This is a genomic window from Candidatus Eremiobacteraceae bacterium (assembly GCA_036511855.1).
Classification (GTDB): Bacteria; Vulcanimicrobiota; Vulcanimicrobiia; order Eremiobacterales; family Eremiobacteraceae; genus JABCYQ01.
On record DATCBN010000107.1, the window covers coordinates 50,301 to 76,329 of the forward strand.

At 59.8% G+C, this 26,029-nt stretch carries 22 protein-coding genes; 13 read left to right on the forward strand and 9 right to left on the reverse strand.

The features are described 5' to 3' along the window. Positions 1-37 precede the first annotated feature (37 nt). Together VII69_14290 and VII69_14295 are read right to left on the reverse strand one after the other, a co-directional pair. Entirely contained in the window at positions 38-3,523 is a 3,486-nt protein-coding gene (locus VII69_14290) for an AAA family ATPase (GenBank protein ID HEY5096278.1), read from the reverse strand. 18 nt (positions 3,524-3,541) lie between these two features. Beyond that, positions 3,542-3,733, reverse strand: a complete 192-nt coding sequence (locus VII69_14295) for a hypothetical protein (protein ID HEY5096279.1) — start codon at positions 3,731-3,733, stop codon at positions 3,542-3,544. A gap of 417 nt (positions 3,734-4,150) precedes the next feature. Here VII69_14295 and VII69_14300 point away from each other — a divergent pair, with 417 nt between their 5' ends. After that, positions 4,151-4,873: a class I SAM-dependent methyltransferase gene (locus tag VII69_14300; protein HEY5096280.1), complete on the forward strand. Its 723-nt coding sequence runs from the start codon at positions 4,151-4,153 to the stop codon at positions 4,871-4,873. Positions 4,874-5,092: 219 nt separating this feature from the next. On the opposite strand, the gene VII69_14305 is transcribed toward VII69_14300, so the two are convergent. From VII69_14305 to VII69_14315, 3 genes are all read right to left on the reverse strand, one after another. Continuing rightward, positions 5,093-5,617: an OsmC family protein gene (locus tag VII69_14305; GenBank protein HEY5096281.1), complete on the reverse strand. Its 525-nt coding sequence runs from the start codon at positions 5,615-5,617 to the stop codon at positions 5,093-5,095. Positions 5,618-5,723: 106 nt separating this feature from the next. Further along, complete coding sequence (locus tag VII69_14310) at positions 5,724-7,715, reverse strand: adenylate/guanylate cyclase domain-containing protein (protein HEY5096282.1); 1,992 nt, start codon at positions 7,713-7,715, stop codon at positions 5,724-5,726. Positions 7,716-8,545: 830 nt separating this feature from the next. Then, positions 8,546-9,052 (reverse strand): hypothetical protein, encoded by a 507-nt coding sequence (locus tag VII69_14315; GenBank protein HEY5096283.1) that lies wholly within the window; start codon positions 9,050-9,052, stop codon positions 8,546-8,548. A 668-nt stretch (positions 9,053-9,720) separates the two neighbouring features. On the opposite strand from VII69_14315, the gene VII69_14320 reads away from it, so the two are divergent. After that, positions 9,721-10,041, forward strand: coding sequence for a hypothetical protein (locus VII69_14320; protein ID HEY5096284.1), 321 nt, complete (start codon positions 9,721-9,723; stop codon positions 10,039-10,041). Between the two features lie 845 nt (positions 10,042-10,886). Here VII69_14320 and VII69_14325 read toward each other — a convergent pair. Beyond that, positions 10,887-11,978, reverse strand: coding sequence for a hypothetical protein (locus tag VII69_14325; GenBank protein ID HEY5096285.1), 1,092 nt, complete (start codon positions 11,976-11,978; stop codon positions 10,887-10,889). 169 nt (positions 11,979-12,147) lie between these two features. Here VII69_14325 and VII69_14330 point away from each other — a divergent pair, with 169 nt between their 5' ends. The 3 genes from VII69_14330 to VII69_14340 are packed head-to-tail and all read left to right on the forward strand — an operon-like array spanning position 12,148 to position 14,280. Then, on the forward strand, positions 12,148-12,849 hold the full coding sequence (locus VII69_14330; protein ID HEY5096286.1) for a DUF969 domain-containing protein: 702 nt from the start codon (positions 12,148-12,150) through the stop codon (positions 12,847-12,849). Then, a complete protein-coding gene (locus VII69_14335) occupies positions 12,846-13,817 on the forward strand; it encodes a DUF979 domain-containing protein (GenBank protein ID HEY5096287.1) in 972 nt (323 codons plus the stop codon). Before VII69_14330 ends, VII69_14335 begins: the two co-directional genes overlap by 4 nt. A gap of 16 nt (positions 13,818-13,833) precedes the next feature. Then, a complete protein-coding gene (locus VII69_14340; GenBank protein HEY5096288.1) occupies positions 13,834-14,280 on the forward strand; it encodes a DUF5069 domain-containing protein in 447 nt (148 codons plus the stop codon). Positions 14,281-14,352: 72 nt separating this feature from the next. Here VII69_14340 and VII69_14345 read toward each other — a convergent pair whose 3' ends face one another. Then, complete coding sequence (locus VII69_14345) at positions 14,353-15,249, reverse strand: aldo/keto reductase (GenBank protein ID HEY5096289.1); 897 nt, start codon at positions 15,247-15,249, stop codon at positions 14,353-14,355. Between the two features lie 102 nt (positions 15,250-15,351). Between VII69_14345 and VII69_14350 the strand changes: the two genes are divergently transcribed. The 8 genes from VII69_14350 (at position 15,352) to VII69_14385 (ending at position 21,218) form a co-directional block, all read left to right on the forward strand. After that, positions 15,352-16,227: an NAD(P)-dependent oxidoreductase gene (locus VII69_14350; protein ID HEY5096290.1), complete on the forward strand. Its 876-nt coding sequence runs from the start codon at positions 15,352-15,354 to the stop codon at positions 16,225-16,227. A gap of 284 nt (positions 16,228-16,511) precedes the next feature. Beyond that, the gene (locus VII69_14355; protein HEY5096291.1) at positions 16,512-17,291 is read left to right on the forward strand and encodes an ice-binding family protein; all 780 of its coding nucleotides are present in this window, start codon (positions 16,512-16,514) and stop codon (positions 17,289-17,291) included. An 84-nt stretch (positions 17,292-17,375) separates the two neighbouring features. Next, positions 17,376-18,437, forward strand: coding sequence for a hypothetical protein (locus tag VII69_14360; protein HEY5096292.1), 1,062 nt, complete (start codon positions 17,376-17,378; stop codon positions 18,435-18,437). Positions 18,438-18,715: 278 nt separating this feature from the next. Beyond that, positions 18,716-19,228, forward strand: coding sequence for a sigma-70 family RNA polymerase sigma factor (locus VII69_14365; GenBank protein HEY5096293.1), 513 nt, complete (start codon positions 18,716-18,718; stop codon positions 19,226-19,228). Next, positions 19,225-19,725, forward strand: a complete 501-nt coding sequence (locus tag VII69_14370; protein ID HEY5096294.1) for a hypothetical protein — start codon at positions 19,225-19,227, stop codon at positions 19,723-19,725. Before VII69_14365 ends, VII69_14370 begins: the two co-directional genes overlap by 4 nt. Next, positions 19,715-20,146, forward strand: a complete 432-nt coding sequence (locus VII69_14375) for a periplasmic heavy metal sensor (protein ID HEY5096295.1) — start codon at positions 19,715-19,717, stop codon at positions 20,144-20,146. The genes VII69_14370 and VII69_14375 overlap by 11 nt, the downstream gene beginning before the upstream one ends. After that, positions 20,143-20,628 (forward strand): hypothetical protein, encoded by a 486-nt coding sequence (locus VII69_14380; protein HEY5096296.1) that lies wholly within the window; start codon positions 20,143-20,145, stop codon positions 20,626-20,628. The genes VII69_14375 and VII69_14380 overlap by 4 nt, the downstream gene beginning before the upstream one ends. Further along, positions 20,586-21,218, forward strand: coding sequence for a hypothetical protein (locus tag VII69_14385; protein ID HEY5096297.1), 633 nt, complete (start codon positions 20,586-20,588; stop codon positions 21,216-21,218). Before VII69_14380 ends, VII69_14385 begins: the two co-directional genes overlap by 43 nt. Before the next feature lie 38 nt (positions 21,219-21,256). Here the strand turns inward: VII69_14385 and VII69_14390 are convergent, their stop codons facing one another. Both VII69_14390 and VII69_14395 read right to left on the reverse strand, forming a co-directional pair. Then, entirely contained in the window at positions 21,257-22,234 is a 978-nt protein-coding gene (locus VII69_14390) for a hypothetical protein (GenBank protein HEY5096298.1), read from the reverse strand. 104 nt (positions 22,235-22,338) lie between these two features. After that, positions 22,339-25,929: a hypothetical protein gene (locus VII69_14395; protein ID HEY5096299.1), complete on the reverse strand. Its 3,591-nt coding sequence runs from the start codon at positions 25,927-25,929 to the stop codon at positions 22,339-22,341. Between the last annotated feature and the right edge of the window lie 100 nt (positions 25,930-26,029).

Genomic DNA, 26,029 nt, shown 5'->3' on the forward strand with positions numbered 1-26,029 from the left:
CGCCGTTCCAAGTTCGTTCCCAACGTGTCTCAAACGCCTATTCGGGATCGCTAAGGCGGATTGGGACGGATCGGTCACTGAGATACTCGATGGTGTGGCGATGCCAGGGCAAGCGCGAATAGGATTCAGCCAGATCGGCATCCATCCGCATCGCCCCCTCGACAAATGCACGTGCGGCCGATTCCGCGAAGTGCCAGGCGCGAGCGCTTTCGCCCAACAGAACATGTGCAGCGGCGAGGTGCCACGCTTGCTCCGCGAAATGCTGAATCTGAAAACCCTCTGCCAGGGCGATTGCCTGCGCTGCGTGCGCCCGCGCCGCCGCAAAGTCACCGACGCCCGCACTAAAGCGGGCGAACAGCGCGCGCGTTTCCATCGTGAGGGCTCGCTGCTCGAGACGCTGTAGTCCGGTAAGTGCCTCGTCCAGAAACGTTCGCGCTTCCGCATCGCGCCCCATCCGTGCGCAGAACTCGCCATGCAGCGCCGCGACGCGTGCTATATACAGTTCGTTCTTAAGTCGCGTAGCAAGGTCGCGCACCTCGACGAGGTGGTTTTCAACCTCAGACATGCAACCGGAACGCATCGCGAGTGCTGCTCGGGTGTAGATTACGCGTAGTGCAATTCCTGGCTGTTCGAGCGTTTGGTCCGGCAACTCATTAAACAGCGCTTCGGCACCTTCGCGGTCGCCGCAAAATCCGCGAACCGTGGCGAGATTCACGATCGATGCAGCGACGCCGGCGACGTCGCCGACGTCCCGGTACGCCTCAAGCGCCCGCTCGTGCTCGCGAAGGGTCGTCTTGAACTCGCCCATTTTCCCGAGGTATACCGCGGCGTTTTGGTGACCGCGCGCCTCGGCAAATCGATCGCCGACCCTTAACGCGAGCTCCAGTGATTGACGCGCATCGTTCAAAGCGATCTCGGGGAGCTCTCCGAGTAGCGTGGATGCGACGTGGTGGAACTCCATTCGCAGTTCCACGTCTTCGTTGGCCTCGTATGCCGGCCGCACGTTTGCAATTTGTTCTGCAGCATGCTTGTAGTCACCCAACCGGCAGAGCGAGTTGACGTATTGCGCCCAGGCAAGAAAGGCCGCGCGTGGGTCACCAAGCCGCTCGAATGCTTGCGAGGCTCGAAACGCAGCATCCCGCGACGTGGTGAAATCATGCTCCAAGAATGCATCGGTGGCCGACATGCGGTCAAAGATCGCAGCATTTCGTTCGGAGGCCGATGCGAGCACTTCCAGACGCGCAAGCGTCTCGCGTCGCATAAGTGCGTCATCGCGGTACGCGTCAAAGACTCGTTCCAGGGCACTGCACGAACGCTCTGCATCGCCTAGAGAAAGCTCGCGCAACGAAAGTGCGTCCGTCCGGCGCTCGGCAAGAGCGCCCATGCGCGCGAAAGCGCGCTCGCGAATTGCCAGCAAATCGTAGGTCAAACGCGCCTGTGCGGGATCGCTCCCATCGATGAGCGATAGACCTGCAGAGGCGGTATCCCGAGCCTCTTCATTCGCGAACACATCTAACGCGTAACGCGCGGCTCGCAAGAAATATTCAGCGGACTTCGCCGCGTTGCGGGCGGCTTGGAAATGCCGCGCGATTTCCGCAGAACGGGCGCTATGGCTTTGCGGCAACGACGCAAGCGCGCGCGCCACCAATGCATGCGCGACTTCGAGCTCCTGCGCCGAGAGATGCTCGAGTGCCGCAGCATACGCGAGATGGTGCGTGAACGAAAAAGCAAGCCCGGGAGCCCGTGCGCTCGCGCGTATGAGGCCCAGTTCGATTGACTCGCGAAGAGCATCAACCAGTTGATCGTCGCTCCAGCCGGTTGCCGCTGCCAAGGCCGTCACATCGAAGCGTGCACCGATGACGGCACCATACATGAGGGCTGTCTCGGCATCGGACGAGAGTCGAGCTAGGCGCGACTTGAAGACCTCTTCGATTCCGCCGCTATTCGTCTGCCGCCCAGACACAATGTCCTGCAGCGCTTCGTGCAAGAGTAGCGGCACGCCGCCGGACCGCGTCACCGCTTGCTTCAGCATTTGGTCGTCTACCGAATCCGGAACAGCAGTTCGGGCAGCGGTGTTCGCATCGACAGCGTCGAGCGGACCAAGCTCAAGCTCGCTCGCATTGCCGTGACTCTGAAGTTGACGGCGCAGAGCGCGAAGCGGATGCGCGGTCGGCAATTCATCGCTTCTGAATGTCACGACGATCAGCACTTGCTCATTGCCAAGTCGCGTCGCCACGAATTCGAGCAGGTCGATCGTTGCCGCACCAGCCCAGTGGACGTCCTCGAGGATTACGGTTGCAGGGCGAGTGCGCGCCAGATCAGACAATCCACGCCGCACCGATTCAAAAAGTCGAACTCTCGCGGCTCGGTCGTCAACAAAAGTCGCGCGCGCATACTCGTCCAGCAACTCATCGAGCATGCGCTGCCAAACGTCGTTCTTGTCGCGTGGCGCGGATCGCGCACGAATCGGGGCTGCATTCCGCAACGCCTCCACAAATGCTTCGTACGGGCGATGTTCCCCGCCGGCGGCGGTCTCGCCACGGACGACGACGCCACCTTCGCGCTCGATCGCACGCGCGAGTTCGGTCGTAAAACGGCTCTTTCCGATGCCGGCTTGACCTGCAACGAAAAGCACTTTCGCGCGCCCGTCCGCAGCAGCGTGCCAAAGACGCAGCCCACTATCCATGGCAATTGCTCGGCCTGCGAATGGCAATGTCAGCGAGGGCGCCCCTTGAGTCTCAGGCCCGCGGGCCGGAGACTCGCTGGACGCCAGGCGGACACCGCTCAAGATCGCGTCGCGAATCGCCAGCGTTTCCGGCATCGGCTCGACATTCATGTCGGCATGCAGACGAACAGCGAACCGCTCGAATTCAGCGAGTGCTCCCGCGCGATCGCCGGCCTCATAGCGGATCGCTATCAATTGGCGCACGATGTCCTCCCGCCATGGGTCCTCATCCAACAAGCGGTGGGCGGACTCAACGGCGCGATCGAATCGCCGCAGCGATCGATCTCGCATGATCGTGCGCGCTAACGCATCATGATAAACGTCGCGCAATCGCTCGCGCTCGCCGTTGGTCCAATCATCGTACAGCGTGGGAAGAAGATCCCCGGTGTAGCACGCAAGTGCGTCACCATCGCGGCCTTCGGCAACGGCGCGGTTGAACGAAAATACGTCCACATCCGCTGCGGCCGTCGGATTCCACGCAATTCGGTCGAACTCCGAAAGGACGAAGCGTGCCTCGTGCGGCGTTTGGGGCAGCGAGGACAGCAAATAGGAGAGATTTCGCCGCAAGTGACCGCGCGCGGTCTCCTCGTCATCGTCGGGGAATAGAGCGTACGCGATCGAGTCGCGCGCCGTGTGCCGCCCGCAATGCAGGATCAAGTACGCCATCACGTTGAGCGTCTTGCGCGGCAATGGAAACTCGCGTGAGTCGTCAGCTGCGGCGACGCGCGGCTGCCCAAAGAGCGAAATGCGAACCGGCAGCACGCCCGGAATTATGTCGGGCGTGACTGTTCCTGACATATCGAGAGTGGTTGGCAATTATCTCAAGTCGCGCCTCCCTTTGCAGGAGGCAAAGAAATCGAGCAGTTCGGCGATGTCGCCGAAATACAAGCGGCGCCCGCTCTTCAGATGCTCGACGCTCCCACGTCGCCATCCGCGGTCGGCCCGAGTTCCAATGTCGTCCGGCTCTAACCACAGATTCACGAGAAATGCTTGTTTGCGCTCGTTCATCGCTAGAATGTAACAGTTCTGCGTTCCGGTCGCGTTCCGGAACGATGTCGGTACAGTGTTGCTGCGCCGGACGTCGGATTCACAAAATTCGAGAATGACGGCAAACTGTCACCAGGATGCGGAACCGGAGCGCCACCCGTGCTTCTGGTGCCGTCGCCTCCGAACACAATTCGACGGGATATGGCCCTGGCAGCCGTTAAACCCAAATTACGGAATGCCAGGGTCGACGGACCCGGCGGACGGCTACGACATCATCGATTGATGTATACTGGAAATTCCAGGCTAGTGGGATTACTCACGATGTGGCCGTCCAAGCAAAGGACTGGAGCACGGTCGAGCAGACCAGTCGGTGTAATGGTCTCTCGTTCTGGGTCTCAAGATGGCGCAATCGCAGCGGCGCGCGGGGATTGGTAGAAGATGGACTTCGTCAACAGCTATGAGGATGCCAAACGCGCCAACGCCTACTCCACGCTCCAATTTGCCAACACGTACTTCCTCGCATACCGTGACTTGCCGGCGATAATCGCCAACCACGTGGCGGGAAAGAGTGCGCTCGATTTCGGCTGTGGGACTGGCAGATCGACCAGATTTCTCCAATCGCTTGGGTTCGACGTCATCGGCGTGGACAGTTCGGAGGACATGCTGAGGCTAGCTCGCGACACCGATCCTTCCGGCGATTACCGTTTGATTCCGGGCGATGACTTCACCGGACTTGGCGTTGGGAATTTCGACCTCGTGCTCTCCGCCTTTACACTCGACAACGTTCCGGGCGTGATGAAGGGGAGAATCATTTCCGATCTCGGCAAGCTGCTGACACCGAACGGGGCCGTCGTCAGCATCGTTTCGTCTCCCGAGATTTACACGCATGAATGGGCATCGTTTTCGACCAAAGATTTCCCGGAGAACGCTTCGGCGAAGTCCGGCGATGTCGTACGCATCGTCGTGACCGATCTCCATGATCGCAGACCGGTCGAAGACATCCTGTGTACCGACGACTCATATCAGGAGATATTCGCTAATGCCGGCCTGAACGCGATCCAAACCCTGCGGCCGCTAGCAACCCGTAGTGAACCTTATGCGTGGGACAACGAGACCACCTTAGCTCCGTGGGTGATTTACGTTTTGAAGCGAGCGTCGTAGTGGGGAGCGATCGCCGGAGGTGACGGTGTGGAAAATTCCCACGGCCGCCACGGGCGGAGCCGTGTTTTGAGATTGGCTACGCCTTTAAAAGGTGCGTGTTTCTATGAACGAACAAGCGAGAATTCCACTACAACGTTGATACCACTAAGGGCAGCACATCTCCACCATACCTAATCCCGCCGGCTGTAAGGTCTTGCGGGATTACATTCTTTCCCCGAGTTAACCGTGGGGCGGCGCGACGCGGAAATCGACTTCCGGCTTTATCCCACTTGCAAGCGTCTGATAGACGACGCAATATCGTTCCGTCAATTTTTGAAGTGTGGCAACTTCGTCGGGCGTTATATCCGCGTCAAGGTCGAAGCGAAGCCGAATATTCTTGAAGCCGACCGGCGCAGCGCGGTCGACACCCAAGGTGCCGCGGAAGTCCAAGTCTCCCTCCGCATAAACGGTTCCGCTTCGTAGCTGAATGTTTTTCGCCGTTGCGACCGACCTCAGCGTAACGCCTGCACACGCGACGAGTGCCTGCAACAACATATCACCTGAACAAGCAAGCGTACCATCGCCACCCGTTGCCGGGTGCAGGCCGGCTCTCACGAGCGCCCGTCCGGTCTCAACGCTGCAGCTGAGCCCTTCGGGGTCATCGACCCGGCCGCTTGCCCTAAGCGTGATGAGCGCGGCATCGGGCTCGGTGCGATAACGATCCTTAATCGGCGCCTGTAGAGCGCGCAAGCTCTCGGTATCCATGTGCGTCCTCCGTTCCTGCTGAATGTTCAATGTTACCTACGATCGCTGCCCCTGACTCGCATATTGCCGCAACGCCCGGCACTCGCCGAAAATCTTTTGGCGTGCCTTATGAGTAGAGCAAGCGCGACATGAGAAGCGCAAGTGCCCGCCGGAGTCGCATAGCCACGTCCGCCTGCTCGCTCTCATCGATTTTACGGAGCGCCGCCTTGATCCAACGGAGGCCCTCTGCCTCGGCGCCGCCGTGCCACCAGAACATCTCCAAAGCACCGGCGATCGAGCCGCCTAGAACCACGTCTTGATCTCTGACTAGCGCCCACTCCATTGTCGCGCGAAAGTTTTCTACGTCCGACTCGAGTATCGCAAGCCATTCGCTCAGCGGCATTGCGCCAAAGCTTCTCTCCGCCTTTTGAGCGATGTCCCGGAAGTAGCCGGCATGCCGGCGCGCGAGCCGCTCGCGCTCACCGCTCGCCGTTAATTTTGCCAGCGCGTACTCGCGAGTGGATTCAAGCACACGATAGCGCTCCTGTTTGCCTCTTGTATCTACCACTAGCAGCGACTTATCCGCAAGCGAAACAATCAGGTCAAGCACATCGTCTTGCTCGATGCCGTCGTCGGTGCATACGACGGCTGCGGCATCGAGAGTAAAGCTGCCGGCAAAAATCGCCACACGATCGAACAGCTCCTGCTCCTGAGGCGAGAGCAAATCGTAGCTCCAATCGATGAGCGCACGCAGCGTCTTCTGCCGGGGAAGAGCTGTGCGGCTGCCTCCGGTAAGAATCTTGAAGCGCTCGGTTAGCCGTTGCGCGAGGTTGGGAATGCTCATCACTTTCACGCGTGCCGCGGCCAGTTCGATCGCAAGTGGGATGCCATCGAGCCGACGACAAATATCCGCCACGATCAGCGCGTTGTCGTCGTCGAGGCGAAACGATTGATCGACGAGCGACGCGCGGTCAGCAAAAAGGGCCACCGCACCAAATCTGAGCGCAGCCGTGGGGTCGAGATTAACCGCACTATCGGGTACCGCCAGCGAGGCGAGCCCTAACACTTTTTCCCCGCTCACTCCTAGCGCCTGGCGTGAGGTGGCAAGAATGCGCGCGTTCGGACATTGGCGATGAATCGCATCGGCTAGGGCAGCAGCGGCTCCAAGCACGTGCTCGCAGCTGTCGAGAATTAGGAGAAGCTGCTTTAATTTGAGAGACTGCGTCAGCGACTCGTCGATCGGGCGCATTTGCGCTTGGCTAACGCCCACTGCCTTGGCGACAACGCTCGACACCAATTCCGGGTCGGTGATCGGTGCGAGATCGGCGATCCATACGCCGTCTGGAAAGCGATCGAGGACTTCGGCGCCAAGTTGAACCGCTAGCCGCGTCTTGCCAATGCCCCCGGCTCCAAAGAGCGTGACCAAACGGTGTTCGACGATGTGCACCTTCAGATCTTCAAGGTCTTGCTCGCGGCCGCGGAAGCTCGTGACTTGAATCGGCAGGTTATTGGGAAGCGTATCCAGCGATTTAAGCGGCGGGAAATCGCTTGATAGGCCGCTTAAGGTGACTTGCCATACGTGCTCGGGCTCGGCAAGATCCTTGAGTCGGTGCAAGCCGAGATCTGTGAATATCCGGTCACGAGATGCTTCGTGTTGCACGAGCGCGTGGGTGGCACCCGATAACAGTACCTGCGCACCGTGGCCGATGGACATGAGCCGTGAGACGCGGTTGACGGCGGTACCAAAATAATCGGCGTCACGTTCGTCTGCGTAGCCGGTATGCAGACCCATTCGAACTCGCAGGCCGCGGACCGCTAAGAAGTCCTCTGCGCTGAGGGCACGCTGAGCGTCGAGTGCGGCATTTACGGCGTTTGGGGCTGTGGCGAATGCGGAGCAAAATGCATCGCCGAGGGACTTGAAAACATAGCCGTCATATCGTGCGATCGCCGCCCGCATCAGCTCTTCATGTCGGGCAACGGCGGCCTTCATCGCGTCGCGATGCGTTTCCCATCGCTCGCTGCTGCCTTCGATGTCAGAGAACAGAAAGGTGACCGTTCCCGAGGGCAACGACACCGGATGTTTGGATTGCCGTTTCTCGGCCTGGGTGTGATGTGGCATGGATAACCGTGGTTCTTCTGCCGTCCGCCGCCTTAGCCCTAGCCGCGCTTGCCTCATCGAAGGCGTACGCGCTCTAATGTTCGAACAAAATGGCCGCGAAGTTGATGTTGTGCGCCAAACGATGGAGGGATTTGTATGCCGCGATACATTATCGAACGTACGTTCAAGGACGGGTTATCGATTCCGATCACAAACGAGGGAGCCGATAAATGCCGAAGTGTTGTTGACGTAAACGAAGACCTCGGCGTGACATGGATTCATTCATATGTTTCAAAAGATCACACGAAGACATATTGTGTTTACGATGGTCCGAGTGTCGACGCTATTCGAAAAGCGGGGGAACGTAACGGACTACCGGTCGATAGCGTTTCTGAAGTCAGCGTCCTGGATCCGTACTTCTACCACTAGCAGCTGATTTTTTCAACAATATCAGAACCGCGAGAAGTTACTTGGCCACCACACCCCCGACGAATTTCTCGCACTCCATGAAATCACGCCAACAACATAAAACTCGCTGGTGCAAATCGAGGTCAGAGGCGGCCCCGCATAACCGAACAGTCACCTACGTGATGATTCTGCCTCCGAGGGCGAAGAAAGCCTTCGAAAATCAGCAGTTCGTGGCCAGACGTTCTCGCCGCAACCACGCAAGGTCCTGAACAAACAAAAGCCGGCCTTGCCTGGCCGGCTTAGAGTCTTGTCGTATACCTGCGTTCCAATGTTGGAGCTCGCAAAGGAAACTGAAGGGTCTCACCCTGCATCTCCGTTAGGCAATAGGTCGAACTCCGAAATGATCGACGTTATCGCAGCCTGAGCCGGCGAGGAAATCGTATCTACAAGTAAGCCGGTCTCTTTCCGGACGTGTTGTTGCAGAAGTACATGTACTCCGAGCGAGGTATGTACCACGCGTGGATGTCGTAGTGCGGAATCGCGTAGGCGGGATGGCCGTGCGCTTCGTACCAAATGTCGACGTGATCGATCTTGTAACCAGGAAGCGGCTTCAACACGTCATCCCAGCTCTTGCCGCTCTTGAACAAGTTGGCGTCGACCATGATCTCGGTGAAGGTCACCTTTCCATTGTACCAGCCATAGATCGGCCCAAAGGGCCAGTCTTTTGGTTTTGCATAGTGGTAGCCCATCGTCGGGATGCATCCAAGGTAAGGCTGGACGCCCGCAGGCAACCCGGCAGGGTGCGCGGGACCCGGCGTCATGATCATCTTATAGATCGCCGGCGTCATCCCCGGCGGCAGCTTCTGAGGCGTGTCCGCCGAGAGCTTCGCCGACGTTGTGGCGAGAAGTACCAAAATCGAGCACGCCAATATCAGGGTGCGCTGAAACATCGGGCATCCTCCTTTATCAGGTGTATTGCTCTCGATGTTCAGGCTTCGAAGGACTCGGGCCTTCTAAGCCGATCGTCAGAGACTCGTTTAAACTCAATTCCCTCGTATATAGATCCTTGTTTACAAGCGCGCGCGATTCTTGCCGCTGCCCCCTCTGCTAGAATCTTCCCCACATTTTGTCCACAAAGTCCAGGTTACGTAAAGTAGTGACGAGCTACCAAACAGCACGAAGTGCGCTCTCGGCGAAAGCCTACGATGTACGAGATTCGACACTTGTGGATTCTCGCAATCGAGTGTTCTTCGCAACGATTGGCGTTCCCGCGCTGGCAAACGTCTTCCATGTCTTGAATACGCTTACTTTAGTGTTTGCAATCCACCGACGCGTTCGCGGTTGACTATCCATCTCTCGCGTCGTAGCGAAACGTTAATGAGGTTTTAGTCGTAGCTGATGCCTACCTAAACATGATCATTGAGACATTCATCATGCAACGTGCTGTTAAGTTCTCCGAAGTGAGAATCAAAATGTGCTATACTAGTGACACAGCGATTCAAGGCATTTCCAAATGGCTGCCCACGTACCGCCGAATGGCGTACATCACTGTCGGGCAGTTAATTTATTGGTGAAGACCCACGATATCGACTGTTATCCAACCATCGAAGGAGTCCCAATGTTTGCACGTATAGTGAAGTCCAACCTGAAGCCCAATCACGTTGCTGAATTCAACCAAACGTTTGAGAAGCAGGTCATTCCGATGCTTCGCAAGTCAAAAGGCTTCCAGGACGAAATCACGTTCGCCGGCGCGAGCGGCACCGAGATGATCTCGATCAGCTTTTGGGATCTCAAGGAGAACGCAGAATCCTACAACGGCGCGACGTACCCAGAAGTGCTGAAGGCATTGTCGACCTCGCTAGAGGGTAGCCCGCAAGTCAAGACCTACGAAGTCTCGAACTCAACATTCCATAAGGTCGCGATTCACGCAACTGCCTGAGACCCGACGATCGACATAAGACACGGAGCGGCCGAATATCGGCCGCTCTCATTTTGTAACGGCAATGCATTCTTATTGCGATAGGCGATACTAGGCAGTTCTAGATGTTACCCGCAAGGCGACGATCCGGTTGAAACGCGCCGCTGTTTCGCTACAGCCAATGCCTCGATAGATAGCTCGTTTTCGTCAGGGCCAAGAGTTCGCGCGGAACCCAATTGAATGGCAAACGCCTTCACGACGTTGGCAAAGCCAAATAACGCTCCCTGCGTGAAACGAAACAGCCGGTGTGAACCTCCGATGAACAGCGCGGAAACTTCATCTCAACGCACGCGGGGTTAGGAGTGAAAGTAGCGGAAGAAAAAAATCGGAGGGATATGCGTGTTATGTATAAATCAATGCTAATGATTCTTGCCGCACTCGCCGTTCTCGCTGCTGCGTGTTCTCGAGGCGGTGTATCGATCACGCCCACGATTAACATCACCCCAGGGTCCAGTCCGTCGGATCCCATAAACCTTTCGAAAAACAATCTTTATCCCGGTGACACTGCTACGCTTAAGGCGTCGGAGTCCGGATACTCTGGAAGCTATACGGCAGTAGCCAATGGAAGCTGCATTTCAGTCACTCCCGTTGCGGAAACCGACAATGAGTTTTCGATTGCAAATGCCGGCGACTGTGGAGGCAAGAACGTGCGGGTCGTAATTTCGGATTCGCTCGGCCACTCCACAACTGCATACGTGACGAACAACTAAGCATGCTTTCCGCGGCGCAAGCGCCGCCCAAACGGCCGCACGCAAGCAAACGACCGCCGCTCCGCGCGGCGGTCGCTGCGTTTTGATGTCGAGTCGTTAGTGGGTTGGAATGTGGCCTGGAGCGTGCCTTCGCAGAATTTCAGGCGCCGAGAGTCTGATGGCCGGGAGACGGCCCGATTTGACTCCCACCGCTCGCCCGACGATTCGATAATCGAACGAAAGCGTCGACTGGCCGCCTTGCAATTCGCGCACTTCGAAGCTAGCCGGCGACTTCGCGGCGACAAAGAGACCTTTGCAGTCGTCCAAGGGCGTCAAGAAGACGTGATAGCCGGAGCGTACGTCGAGCGTCCGTGCGAACGCGGGATCAAGTTGGACGATCCCTTGTCCACCCGCGATGCGGCCTGTGCCGACGTCGGACATTTCGGCATCAGCCGAGCGCGAGGCGTACGACATGACATGCCGTCCGTCGTTGGTGATCACATCGCTGTCGACATTGAAGGATTGCGCGTACATGGCGTTGCTTGCCTGGACGTCGCCCGATTGATCCATGACCACATATCCACCCGGGCTGGTGGCTTGGAAGGGGGCACCGCCGCTCGCTAAATTATCTACGGCGAGGGTGGTGCCGAGGTCTTGATTCTGTATGATCCCGCCATTTGAGTTTTGCGAAAATGCCATGTTGGCGATGTTGTTGGTTGAGACATCGTTCAAGCCTATGCCGTTGGTTGAGACAGCCGAGATGCCTGTGCCGTTGCTTGAGACCCCCTCGACGCCTGCGCCGTTGGTCGAGGAACCGACGACTCCTACATTTTTGGTGCCGCCATCTGTCGAATCGTCGTGGCCCCACGCACCCGAGCGCCCAGGATGTGTCGCGCTATTGTTGTCGGTGCCCGAATTGGTTCCGTCGTCGTTGTTCGAATATGCTTGAACGCCATCGGCATTCGTCGACGTCGACAAAGTGGCGCTGCCGTTCGTCGACACAGCGATGACGCCGTTCCCATTGCCTGCGACGCCCTTGACACCCGCGCCCGAACCGGTGTTCTTGAACTGCTTGCAAGCACCCGACGTCGAGCATGTCGTGATGCTGAACGCCTTGAGCATCGATGTGACATCTTGAGCCGTAGCCGGATTGGAAGCGATGCTCGCCCCGACGATCGCTGACCCGATGACAAGGGCGGCAACGCGCAAGACTTAACCATGGATCGAATTCATGACTGTGCCCTTCATACATAAGATGACGCGCCAGCCGACGCATATTCCGCGTCGACATCAAGATTATCATACCACCCAGCGACCATCCGGTGAAGAGACCAGCAATCGTAGGCTTTTTGGGCGCGAGTGCACAACCCGTCGCCGCATGCTTCCGCTGATTGGCGTTCTCGTCGTCGCCGCCGGATTTGCCCTGCGCCGCAATCCGCTTATCGTCGTCACGATTGCGGGCATCACGTCCGCGCTGCTCGCCGGCATGCCGCCCGCGCGCATCATCGACGCGTTCGGCTCCGGCTTTGCGAACAGCCGCTCGATCTCACTCGCGTTCATCGTCTTGCCCGTCGTCGGGCTCGCTGAGCGATACGGCCTCCAGCAGCGCGCGAAGCTCTTGATCGCGAAAGCGGCCGGCCTGACGGCAGGGCGTCTTCTCCTCGTTTACCTGTTCGTTCGCCAGCTCGCGTCGGCGCTCGGCCTGGCGAGCATCGGCGGCGTCGCGCAGATGGTGCGCCCGGTGATCTATCCGATGGCAGAGGGCGCCGTCATGCGCGCATACGGCGACGATTTGCCGGAGCGGGTCAGCGACGAAGTGAAGGCGCACTCGGCTGCGGCCGATACGATCGGGGTCTTCTTCGGTGAGGACGTCTTCGTCGCGGTCGGTGCGGTGTTGCTCATCACCTCGTACGTCGACGCGACGTATCACCTTACGCTCGACCCGTTGCAGATCGCGCTGTGGGCGATCCCGACGGCGATCGCGGCGTTCGTCATCCACGGCTTTCGGCTGCTGCGGCTCGACGGACGGCTGAAGGCGATGCTCGAAAGCGGCAGCGACCCTCGCGAGAAAAAAGCGTGATCACCGCCGAGTGGATCTTCTGGCTCGCGGGCGCGTTCTTCCTCGCGACCGGCGTGCAGATCGCCTTCGACCACTCGCATGCGCAACGCTGGACGAACTGCGCGTTCTGGTCGCTGCTCGGCCTTTCGTTCTTCTACGGCAGCTTCGTCTCGCTGCTTCCGCTGTGGCCGCTCGGTCTGGCGGTCATCGCCATGGCGCTCATCGCCGGCTTCGGCCTCACGTCGCCCGGCACGGTGAGTACTACGACCGAGGCCGAACGCGAAGAGGGTGCGCGCAGCAAAGGTGATCTGCTGTTCGCGCCGGCATTGACGATCCCGGTCGTGACGATCGCTTTTGCCGTCGGCATCAGCAAGATCGCGATCGGCGGCGTGCCGCTCCTCGCGAAAGGTCAGGCGACGCTCGTCGGACTGGGCGTTGCGGTCATCGTCGCGCTGATCGTCGGCGTCGTGCTGCTGAAGCCGAAGCAGCCGTTCGTCGCGCTGCGCGAGGGCCGTCGGCTGCTGGAATCGGTCGGCTGGGCGGTATTGCTGCCGCAAATGCTGACGGTGCTCGGCGGGCTGTTCACGCAGGCTGGCGTCGGCACCGCCGTCGGAGCGATCGCGCAGCACGTCGTACCCGAGCAGTCGAGAATGTTTGCAGTGATCGTCTACGCGCTCGGCATGGCATCGTTCACGATCATCATGGGCAACGCGTTCGCGGCCTTCCCGATCATGACCGCCGCCGTCGGATGGCCTGTCCTGGTGGAACGCTTCGGCGCACACCCGGCGCCGCTCTTCGCCATCGGGATGCTCGCCGGGTACTGCGGTACGCTCTGCACGCCGATGGCGGCGAACTTCAACCTCGTGCCGCCCGCGCTGCTCGAGATGAAAGACCGCTACCTTCAGATCAAGGTGCAGATACCGACGGCAATCGCGCTATTCGCCGTCAACGTCGCGTTGATGTTGGTCCTGCCGTTCTCGAATTTATAGGAAGATTCAAACAAAGATGTCGACTGACTTTCGAGATGGGAAGACGTTCCCTCGGCGAGGCCGAGAGGCGCTGGGCGAATCCCTATGGCTAGCCCGCGTTTTCGACAAGGCGCGCGCAAAAGCGAACCGCACGCAAGACGGCTACATCTATCCATGTCCGATGGACCGCGCGATGATGCGGCATTGGGGTATAGGCCCGAGCGATTTCACGACCGCGATCGGCACGCACTCAACCGACGACCAGATCCTTGCATGGCTATCCCAGCGTGTCACTCCCGATCGCATGCAGACGGCGAACGCGTGGATGCTACGTCAAACGGATTCCCTGGATCGACACGATGCGGAGGAAGGCGTGCCTGGCGCGATTGCGCCAAGATGGCCGTCGCGAGACGTAATCCGCGGACTTGCCGTCGCGGCGATAATATTGCTCGTCAGCTGGCTTGCCCGCGTGTGGCACCACTAGGTGATATCCTATCACGCCGCACGGCAACAATCGCTGCAATAATGAGTCGGCATCTCCACCGTCAGTTCATCGTCAAGCTAGCCATTCCGGATGCAGCTCAGTGCTATCGAAATGTCGGCTTACTTTGTAGCGCTCGGACACACCGTTCTCGGCAGCCTTTGCCGTTCTTGCCAACAACGCCGCACGTTCCTGCGGCGTCATTGGCGTGAAACTTTCGACGACGTCAAACGCCTGCTGCAGGACCGCCATGGAATCAATCCCCGTGATGGTCACGCTCACCGGCAGACTCATGGCGTAACGCAGACACTCCCGCGCGCTAACGGTCTCACTATCCAGAATAAAAGGATCGCCCATCGGTTTCATGCCGAGAACGCCCATCTGCTTGCTCACCGCGATGGGGAGCACCATCTGCTCGAAGCTATGATAGTGCGCGTCCATGACATTGAGAGGCATCTGGATCGTGTCGAAGCGGAAGCCGTGTTGGTCCGCAACGTCGAGCATGTGTTTGTGGATTTCGGGACTTTTGTGGCCGGTGAAGCCTATGTGGCGCAGCTTTCCCTGATCCCGCGCCCAGAGCATGGCTTCCAGCGCGCCGCCTGGGGCGAAGATGCGCTCCGGCTCTTCCATGCGAATCACTTCGTGGAACTGTAAAAGGTCAACGTGGTCCGTCTGAAGGCGCTGCAACGACTGTTCGAGCTGCGTCGTGGCGCCCTTGGCGCTGCGGCCATCGATCTTGGTCATCAGGAACGCCTTTTCACGGTAACCGTCGCGCAGAGCTTCGCCCATGCGCCGTTCGCTCTCGCCCTCGCCATAGTCCCAGCTATTGTCGAGGAAGTTTATGCCGTTATCCAGCGCTGTGCGCACGATGCGGATCGCGAGCTGTGGATCTTCTGGCTTGCTCAAATGGAAGCCGCCGACGCCGACGATTGAGACGCGCTCGCCGGTCCGGCCGAGGGCGCGGTACTTCATGCCTGATTCTCCTTCCCACGAGGGCTTCTTCAATTCCACGACTCAAACATCGTGGGTTGTGGTACAATGCCGAAAAAGAAACGCTAGAGGAGGTGACTGTTCATGATGCGCGTCGGTGTGGTCGGCCTTGGAAAGATGGGGAGTGCGATCGCGCGCAACTTGCTCGCGCGCGGATATCAAGTCTCGGTTTGGAACCGATCTCCCGGAGCAGTCGACGCTTTGGTGGGCAGCGGCGCGACCCCGCAACCCTCGATCGAGGAGCTAACAAAGGCGGTCGACGCCGTCATCATCAGTTTGTGGGGGGACGCAGCGGCACGCGATGTGACCTTGGACCGCGTAATTCCGGCGGCCCGCGTGCAACAGCTCATCATCGAAATGTCCACGCTCTCGCCGGCGATGTACGAAACGCTCGAGAGCGGGGCGAGCGCGCGCTCAGTAGAGTTTCTCGCCGCGCCGGTCCTCGGAAGCGTCAATTTAGCACAACAAGGCTCACTCACCGTTCTGGCCGGCGGCGGCCGGGCGACGTTCGAACGCGCACGGCCGCTCTTGGATTCACTCGGAACGACTGTGACATTCACGGGTTCCGCAAGCGCCAGCGGAGTTTTGAAACTCGCGAACAACACCATTATCGGCGTGGTCGCGGAGACGCTAGCCGAGTTGCTCCAACTGTGCGATCAGGGTGGAATCGATCACCGCCTTGCAGTGGAATCGGTGAGCGGCGCATTCGGACGGGTCGCGAGTTCGAAGACACAACAATTGCTTGATCGTGACAGCGAGCCACGCTTCTCGTTGAGCGCTCTGCTCAAGGATCTCCAGCTCGCACGCGACGCGGCGGAATCGTTGCACGTTTCCCTGTCGATGTTGGACTGCGTTCTACCGGCAGTTCAACGCGCTGCCGCAAGCGGTTTGGGGGATCGCGACTATATCGCCCTTGCCCTCGAACGCACTCCACCCGCCTCCGCAACGCCGCACGGCTGATCCATCCCGACTGTCACGCTGCCGTCTGCGAGAACCTTCGCTGAAGGCGTGTTGCCGAAATATTACTAGCCTATTGTTAAGTACTGTTCGGCGCGATGCGACCCCCGAGCAAAATGATAGTTTGTAAACACTAGACCAATAGGTACAGCGATCCGTCTGTCGAATTTGTAATGTTGCCATTGGTCGCGACGCGTCGGTATTGCTCGTGGCGAGCGGCTGTTTTTCGGATACGAGCCACTGTACTACGTCGCTCGTTAATTCACTCAAATTCGAAGGTGTATTTAATGCGTATTCTCACATCACCACATGCGCTGAGCGTAGTGGCGGCGATAGCGATGCTCGCCGGCTGCTCGAGCGGTTCGGCAATCGTGCCGAATGTTTCCAACCCCCAAAGCTCTATGCACACGACGATGGGACGGATCGCCTACACGGTGGGCCCGGCGATAAAGCGAGTGCCCCTTGGAGCAGCCGCCAAATTTGCAGTGCTGGCTGGGTCCACCGTTACTAATTCCGGTCCGACCATAGTGACCGGGGATCTCGGGGTGAGTCCGGGCACGGCGGTGGTAGGATTCCCGCCGGGAATTGTGAGGCGCGGTTCGATACACGCCGGTGATGGAGCCGCTGCACAGGCAAAACAAGATTTGACCGTCGCATACAACGACGCAGCCGGACGAATAAACCCGCACATGTTGCCCTCCGATATTGGCGGCATGACCCTCAAGCCCGGCCTGTATCGAGCACCTGTGTCGCTTGCGATCACTGGGAACGTCACGCTGGACGGTAAGGGCGACTCCGACAGCGTCTTTATCATTCAGGTGCCCTCCAAGCTGACGGTGTCGGTCAATAGCAGTGTCACGCTGATTGGTCGCGCCAGAGCGCGCAATATCTACTGGCAGGTTGGCACTTCGGCGACCCTCAAAAAGGCGTCGGTTTTCAAGGGGAACATTTTGGCGCACGCATCGATCTCTCTCGGAACCGGCGCGAGGGTGGCGGATGGGAGATTGTTGGCACGGACCGGCGCGGTAACAATGCTCGGCAATACTGTCACCGAACCCGACCCGTAAGGGGCTAAGCCCAGTCGGCGGGTTGTGGCTCGTCGACGACGAACCAAGCGTGCCCAACCGTCGCTCAAAGAGAGAGGGTATTCAATGCGTATTCCCACCCAACTTCAAACGCTGAGCTTCGCGGCGACGATAGCGTTGCTTGCTGGTTGCTCCGGCGGTGGTACTTATGCGATTGCGCCGAAGCCCGCATCACAGCAAGGCGGCGCGCATTTCCTGATGGGCCGCGTGCCGAGCGTTCTCAGCCCGATTGGCCAGCTCAAGATCAGTAATCAAACCAGCCATCGATTCGTGGGCCACGATTCCTGCCCCGCCAGTGGACCCCTCAAGTACATGTCCGATTTCAACAACAGCGTCATCAACATCTACGCGGGCAAATTCGCAGGCCAAGCACCTTGCGGCCAGATAACGTCGGGGATCTCTTTCCCGGACGGTCTGTACGTGAAGACCACCACCCACGATCTCTACGTGGCAAATGAAGGCGGCTTCAACATCTTGGTGTTTCACAGAGGACAGACGACGGCTTACAACAGCTATGCTGATCCCGGCGTCCAATTCCCAGTCGACGTCACGTTAGCCAAAGACGGTACTGTCATCGCCAGCAACATCCTCCAGCCGAGCGGCGCCGAAGCGGGCTCCCTCTCAACGTGGATTGAGGGACCGAACGGCGGCACATTTGTCGGTAATTTCCCGATGACAAATGACACCGAAGGCTTGTTCGTCACCGTCCAAAAAAACGGCACCGTCTATTTCGATGACCTCGATGTCAACGGCAGCGGGGCCCTCTGGTCTCTGTCGTGCCCAGCCGGCGCGTGCGGCGCCCAGACGCAAGTAGCGGGCGTATCGTTCGGAGGCGGCGGCGGCCTGGGATCCGATGCCACGGAGGATCTTCTGGCGAACGACCAGACCAATGTCACGGCCGATACCTTCGAACTGCCCAACCCATCACCGGCGACCTTCCCCCTTACCGGCGAGCCAGTCGGCATGGTCATAAACAAGTTGGACCATCACTGGTTCATCGCTGACGCCGTCAACAACGACGCCGGCGAATACCTATACCCAAGCGGCACCCTGGTCGGGACCGTACCGGGCAATTCGGGTGGTCTGCCGATCGGCGTCGCCGTGGACCCCGGTCATACGTTGAAGTAAACTAAAAACGGCCGCCGATATTTCCAACCACATGCGGGGTGCGCGCTACGGCGTGCGCCCTGCCTTTATGTGCGGGCAAGGCATTGGGGCTGGATTTCACGGAGGACCGAAAACCGATTAGAACACCGTTTGCACGCCCATGCGGAATCCGACGCCGATAACGCGCGCGGGAATCTTGGCAACTTTATTTTGTTGGAGCTGTTCAAGATGCGGTTTACGGTTCGCTTGCGACCTCGAGCGCGGCGGTCGTGAACGCACGGTGCCGCAGCGGTGTCTGGATGGATAGATTCGTGACACAACAGGGCTTCGACGACTTCGAGCACCTCATGCGGGGGAATCAACGCGTGGTATATCAGATCGCGTACAGCGTGCTCGGCAATGCGGATGACGCGGAAGACGTCACGCAGGACGCCTTCGTGCGCGCGTACTCGAAACTGACGACTCTGCGCGAGCCGGAAAGATTCCGGGCATGGATCTGCCAGATCGTCCGGCGCCTCGCACTCAATCACATGCGCTCCCAGAAGCGGGCGCGACGACGTGAAGAGCTTGCTTCGAGCGATGCGGCGCCGGCCGCCAACATGGAAACATCGGTAGAAAATCGCGAATTCCAAGCAAGGATACGATTTGAAATCGAACGGTTGCCTGAGAAGTTGCGCGAGGTGTTGCTCCTGTGCGCGATCCAGGGCCTAGAAGCGAGCGTAGTTGGTGAGATGCTGCGCATCCCCGAGGGGACCGTTCGTTCCCGTCTCCATTTAGCACGCAAGCAACTTCTGCGAGCGTTGTCGACATGAATCGCTGCACCGCGCTGAGCGAGGAGCTCACCGACGTCGGGCTAGGACGGCGGGCAAGCGAAGCGTTGACGAGCCATCTTGCGGATTGCCCATCGTGTGCCGCGGAGCTGGAGCGGCGGCGCGCGCTCGCCCTACGCATGGACGCAGCGGTGAGCGGGCTGGTCGGCTCGCAGCCGCCGGCTTGGTTGATCGAAAGCATCGCCGCGAGGGCTCGAAGCGCGCAGCCACCGCGTGTGTTGAACGGAACATGGCCGGATACGGCCGTGGTTAGTGCACTCGCTGCAAGTGTCATCGCCGTGATCATCGGACTTCGCGCGATGCTGCCGACTGCGATGCAGCACGACAGCGCCGCGCTCTCCGCGTGGCGTTCCCCGACCGCCGCGCTGATGGAGCCGCGTGGCAGCGTGCTTTCCGCACCCCTTCACGATTTCTGGTTCGACGTCGAGCCGAGTCCCTCTCGTTCTAAACCCACGCCTGGAGAATCACATGCGACATAAGATCATCATCACCGTGCTCGCGCTCTGGCTCTGCGCTGCAAGCGCCGTCCATGCGCAGGAGCCGCCAGGCCACGATCCGATCGGCGACGCGCTGATACCGCCCGACATCGTGATGGCGCACCAGCAAGCGTTGGGTTTGAGCGACGCGCAGAGGAGCGCGATTCAAGCCGATGCAGAAAATGCGCAGCAACACTTTGAAAGCGCACAATGGCAGCTGGCGGCAGCCACTGAGAAACTTGCGGCGATGCTCAAGCAGAGTCACGTCGACCAAACAAAGGCGCTGGCCCAACTCGATGCGGTGCTCAACCTCGAGCGCGTGATCAAGCACACGCAGCTCACGTTGATGATCGAAGTCAAGAACGAATTGACTCCGGAACAGCAGGTGCAGGCGCGGCAATTCATAGGGGGTGGAACGAAATGACGACGGCCGGATACGATGCGAGCCGCCGGTCCGCGCTCGCGCTTGCTGCCGCATTGATGATGAGTAGTTGCGCGGCAGGCAACGGTTCGGCGGGCGCGCCGACTGCCGCGCTCAGCCAGTCGCGTGCGCCACTCTCATCATCGGCGGCGATTTGGTTTCATCCCGAGCCGAGTGCCGCGGATTGGCCCGGTCAGCCTTCTGGTCGGGGTTCGACGGATTATCGAGAACTGTTCCAGCCGGACGCTCCGTGGACGAACGCCGCGGCGCACACGAAGGTGTTCGGGCTGTACGCGGGATGGATCACCGCCGTCCCCGATCAGTTGCTGCAGCACGCCGTCTCGTTCATCAAAGCGCACGACATGGGAATAGAGATCGAAGCGCCGGCGCTTCAGGCGACTGCGACATGCGGTTCGGGCGTCGAAGGGTACGTGCGTGGGGGATGTCGCTCCGCAATTTCACGCTCGATTACTTGCTTCGGCTGAAAGCGCTTGGCGCGCCTGCGCCGTTCATCAAGGTCGATGAGCCATACTACTTCGGCAACGTCGTCACCGATCCGCGGGCCTGCCATTGGCCTATACCGCAAGTGGCCGTCGATGTCGGGGCGTACGCGCGGCTCGTAAAGACTGTCTACCCGGCTGCCGTAGTCGGCGACGTCGAGCCTATCATTGCAAACGCGTATGCGCCGGACGTCGTGACCGCGATCGGGCGGTGGCATGACACATATCGAGCAGTCACCGGCGCGCCGTTCCCGTTCTTTTTCGCGGATATGGATTTCAGCAATGGCGCGTGGCCGACGATCGTCAAGCTGATCGAGGACAGAACGCGGCAGCGCGGTATGCAGTTCGGTATCATCTACATCGGCGACTGGGCGGACGAGTCCGATGCAGAGTGGGCCGCCAAAGTCGTGGCACGGTTTGAGATCTATCAAGGTGAGAGTGGCGGCCGACCCGACTACGTGCTATTCCAGTCCTGGGAGCCGCACCCGAAGTACTGCCTCCCGGAAAGCGATTGGACCACGTGCACCGGCGTTATCGATAGCTACGTCCGCGCGACTGCGCAATCGAAGCGTTGACTGGCGCCGGCGCTCGTCCTCAATCGAGCGTAGAATCTCTAAAGTGAACCCAGCGCTACGCCGTACGCGTAGTTGCCTTTGTCGATAAGATTTGTGATTGTGCTTGCTCCCGGCGCGACTTCTGCGACGCCCGTGACGCCCGTCCGTTGGTCGAGTACGGCGGCGTACAACGTGCCGTCGGCTGCGACCGTGATGAAGTTTATCTGCGGCCCGAGTTGAAACATTCGGGAAGGCGTTGTCGAGCCTGGTGCGTAGATCGCAACGGTGCCGGGGTCGTTGGGGGTGCCGGCGGTGTACAGATTTCCCGCGCCGTCTATGGCGATGGCTGGGCCGCCCGCACCTTTGAGGCCAAGGTCGACCGGCTGCGACGAACCGGGCGCGATGCTGAAGACATGAACGGCGTTGGTTTCCGGAGCGAGCGTCGCGACAAGCAGGTCGCCGTTAGCGTCGAAGGCCATGCCGCCGGGATCCAGAGCATAGGCGGGATCGGGCAGTGTTATCGTACGCTCGGGCGCAGACTGGCCACGTCCATAGACAACGACGACCCCCGTGATTGTTTCCTGCGCGTCGTTGACGTAGACGGTGCCGTCGCGTCCGACGGCGACGGCGGTGGGCGCGGTCAAACCGTTCCTGATCACACGGTTCGGCGATGTCTTGCCGAGCTTGTACTCGGTCAGGTTACCGGCCCGGCCATTGACGCCATTGACGACGTAGAGAGTGCCTTTCCGGTCGACCCACATTCCCTCCGGCCGCGTGGTACCGTCGGTGATCGTTTCAAGTGGTTGCGGGTTGCTCCTATGGATGCCCGCCGGGTATAAGGTGACGTTGCTAAGGAGGTTGGAGACGTAAAGCACGTTCTTGGCGTTGTCGGGTTGGCTGGGGTCTGCATTTGAAAACGATGATCCTGGCACGATTATTTGTGGCGCGATCGACGTCGCGCTCATGCCGCCGCATCCGGCGAGCATCATACCAAGCGCAATCATAGCGTAGCGCTTGTAGCCCTCAATATCAATCATTTCATCCTTCCTTTCATGAAAGGAAGTCTCGCTTTCGCGAAGCCCAGACGATACAATCGTACATATTGACCATGAAAATCGACTGAATAATAGCGATTGCATCTCTATAGCGTCATCGGCGCAATCGGCTCGATCTCGGGCCGCTCGCCACCGATCACGTCAGCGCTGAGCACCCATGCCGAGGCTTCGTGCTTGAGAAATGCGCCGGCAATCGTGTCGCTGGCGAAGCGGGGGAAGAGCATGCGCCAGCTCAACAGACCCAGCATCAACTGCTGCAGCGGTGCGTCCTCGAGCGTGCTGCCCAGATTGAACTCGTTCTTGCTCCAATCAGGACGCGCCGAACCGAACGGCATCAAACGCGCTTCCAGATCTCCCGTCAACCGCCTGAGCTGCTCGAAGCGCTGAACTTCATCGGGATACTGCGTCTCCCATGATTGCAGCGCCGGGTTCTCCTCGATGGAATGGCGCACGGTGCGCAACGTCACGAAGAGCGCCCGGCTTGAGTCTTGCGCGCAGTTATTCGCCGGTCCCACATACGTGGCTCCCGTTCCGTCTCCTATCCTATAGCGGGCACTCATCGACTCAAGCTGCAAGACGAGCATGTCAAGCACCGAAGCACGTTCCGTGGGTCCAAGCTGAAACTCCGACGTGAACGAATCGTGCCGCAGTAGGATATCGCAAGTCGGACGCACGCCCGCCCAGCCGAACTGACGGTCGCCCATGTAGCGCGACCAATGCAGCGTCCCCGCGATGAGGCCATCGGTGTTGTGCGAATAGACCTGGTGGTAGAGGATGTCGAAGCGCGGTTCCTCGGCGAGTGGATCGTGCACGATGTGCGCCTCTCCGAATGCGAAATGGCCGAAATAGACTGGGCCGGCGGCGGCGGCCTCGCGCTGTTGACCGCCGATGCCGCCGTACGTGTGGATCACGAGCGCCGAATCGCCTTCTCGCCAAACGTTCGCTGGGACAGCAGCTCTGTCGCCGCCCGCCAGGAATGTCGAGCGTATCGTCCCCTTGCGCGCGACGATATCGCCCCAAGCTTGTTGGCGAACGAACCGCCACGCTGCATCGCGGCCCGTCACGGTTTCATTTGGTTGCGCTCGCAGCAACGCGCGCGGCCCGAGCGACTGCACGACGAAGGCGCCGTGTGCATCCGGCGCGCCATACACGTACCAGCCGTCGGGGTTGAGCGGTGACTGCTCGATCGCGCGCAACGAAGAGGGCGGGCGTTTTTCCGTATCGGCGACTGCGGGCGGCACGCTCACGATCTCTTCGGGTCCGTCGAACGTTCGCAAGGTTCGATTGAAATGCGCAACACGGTAACGGCCTTCGCCGGCGGGTTCGACGAACCGGATCAGGCCGTAGTAGCGGCCGGTGATCTGCGCCGGCTCGCGCGCGATGCGCAACACCGTGCCGCCGCTTTCGCCGGCCACGTCGACCGGTCCGATCAGCGCAACGATCACGTCGTCGGTCGGCCGCGACCCCGCGAGCGATTCGAGCGGGCCGACGAGCGGCCAGTGATTGAGCCTGACAGGCTCGATCCAACCGCTGTGCCGCAGCGAATAGTCGGCGTCGGCGCTGAAGAAGACGTCGCGCGTGACTGCGCGCACGCGTCGCTGCACGTCCTCATCGTCCGCCCAGCGCAACTTCACCGTCGTGCCAACCAACGAGCGGTACGCATCGCTTGCATGGTGGACCTCGAACCAAACGCTGCTCGCCTCGTCACGTTCTTCGCGTTTTGGCAAGATGAGCCGGCCCATCCAATCGGCGATGGGAAGGTAGCGGCTCGAGTCGACCGTGCTTCCGCGCGGATAGTAGTCGGGCCGATTCCACGGTGCTTGAACATACAATCCATAGTTGCTCGGGCGCATGGCCTCGCGCGGGCCCGTGGATTGTAGGCGGCCACGCAGAACCTCGCCGACGGCGGCGATGGTATGCTGAAGGTTGGTTTTACCATCCGGCAGCATGGCTGCAGGATCGAACATCCCGCCAGGCACTTGATGTCCGACCGGTCCGAGCGAGATGCGCGAGATGCGGCCAAGCCGCAACGCTCGATTCCAATACGTCAGCCAGAAGATCCGCCATCGCGACCAGAAGAAAATGGGTCCGAGCCGCTCAACGCCGTCCTTGTCGCCGACCAAGTGGTAGAGGTGCTCGAGATCGAGCACGCGAGCACTTCCGCTGATCACGCCGCCGAGCGAGATGACGTCGATCGGCGCCTCCAGTGCACGCTTGAGGAATCCCGCTGCCGCGGCAGACATCTGTCCGCCTCCGCTATATCCGATCAACGTGACCGGGATGCCGCTGCCCGGCCGGTAGCCGTTGGCGATGAGACCGTCGTAGAGCACCTTCGCGATTCCGTAGTTGTAAATCGGCCCGTAGCGCGAGTCGGCCGAAACGGCCACGATCATGACGTTGCGGATATTGACGAGCATCCCTAAAACGCTCGACGGCTTCGCAAAACGGATCTTGTCGATAAAATCCCAGAACCACGCGAGTATGGGGTCATCATCCAGCGGACGGTTGAGCACCGAATACACCATCAGGCCGCGGATCAGCCGCATGCGCGCCGGCAGCGTCGGTGCGAAGGCATCTAGGAACGTCTCAACATCGGGCGTGTACTTCCCGCTCGACTGTCCGATGCCGTCAAGATAGACGACGAAGCGCGAAAACTTGCCGTCTCCGCGACTATCGAGATTCCGGCGCGCCTCGGGTGTGGGCTTGATCTCGTCGCCGTACCAGCCAGCCCACCAGCCGAGCGTCTCAAGCGGCGCCAGCAGCCCCGCAGCGATGACCGCGATGAGGACGATCCAAGCAAGTTCGAACGGCCAGCGCAACCACGCTGAAAGCTGCGCTTGCGATGTGATAAGCGATTTGTGCACCGGAGCGACCACAACCGCAACGAGCACGATGATCGCGAGCACGCCCAGAATCGCTAGGATGCTCTTCCAGTCGAATCCTTGCACGAGTGGGCCTTTGTGCGCCTCGGCGAGAATCGGTTTTCCGGTGCTTATTTCAGGTGCAGCGGCAACGCCCGGCTGTGCGTCTGCGCTTTTTTCGGGCGCAGCTGTTCCGTTGGCGGCAGCGGGCGGCGGCGTTTCCGCGCGCTCGATAGCGTCTTGCTCGTCAGTATCTAGTTGCACCCCCGCTACGATATCCATGAGGTGCGCGCCCAGCGTTGCGATCGACTTGCCAAACGTCTGCTGCGCGATGACGACGACAAGCCACCCAACGCCGACGAGCACAAACCCGGCGGAGAGCGATGTGTGTTCAACCGCAGCCACCCCGACGACGACCACCAAGAGGAACCACGTGCGCAACGCCCACGAGATGATGATGCCGACGTACGGTATGGATTCGAGAAATGAGAACAGTATCGGCGCGTAGCTCAGCGCCATGACGATCCACAACGTGCCAAGGGACGCTCGCCCCTCGCCGAAGAGCCAGGCGACCGCCCACGTCGAGAGCGTCAAGAACGCATAGCCGAACGCAAACAGAATGGCGCTGATCACGATGCTGCAGACGAACCGGGCGGGTTTCACCTGGTTGGAGAACAGGACAATGCTCTGGCCCAACGCCGTCGACAAACCCGCGGTCAGCACGATCACGAGAGCGATCAGAGGCGCGTGCTTTAACCCAACGCTTGCGACAAAGGCGTGACTACTTAGCGCTAAGACGCCGCCGAGCGTGTGCAAAAGGTCGGGTGCGATTGTCTGTTCGATTATTTGTGGATCCTATCGGCGGAAGCGGCCATTTGACGGGGATTTGCGGCGTTCCCGGGTCGCCCCAAGACTT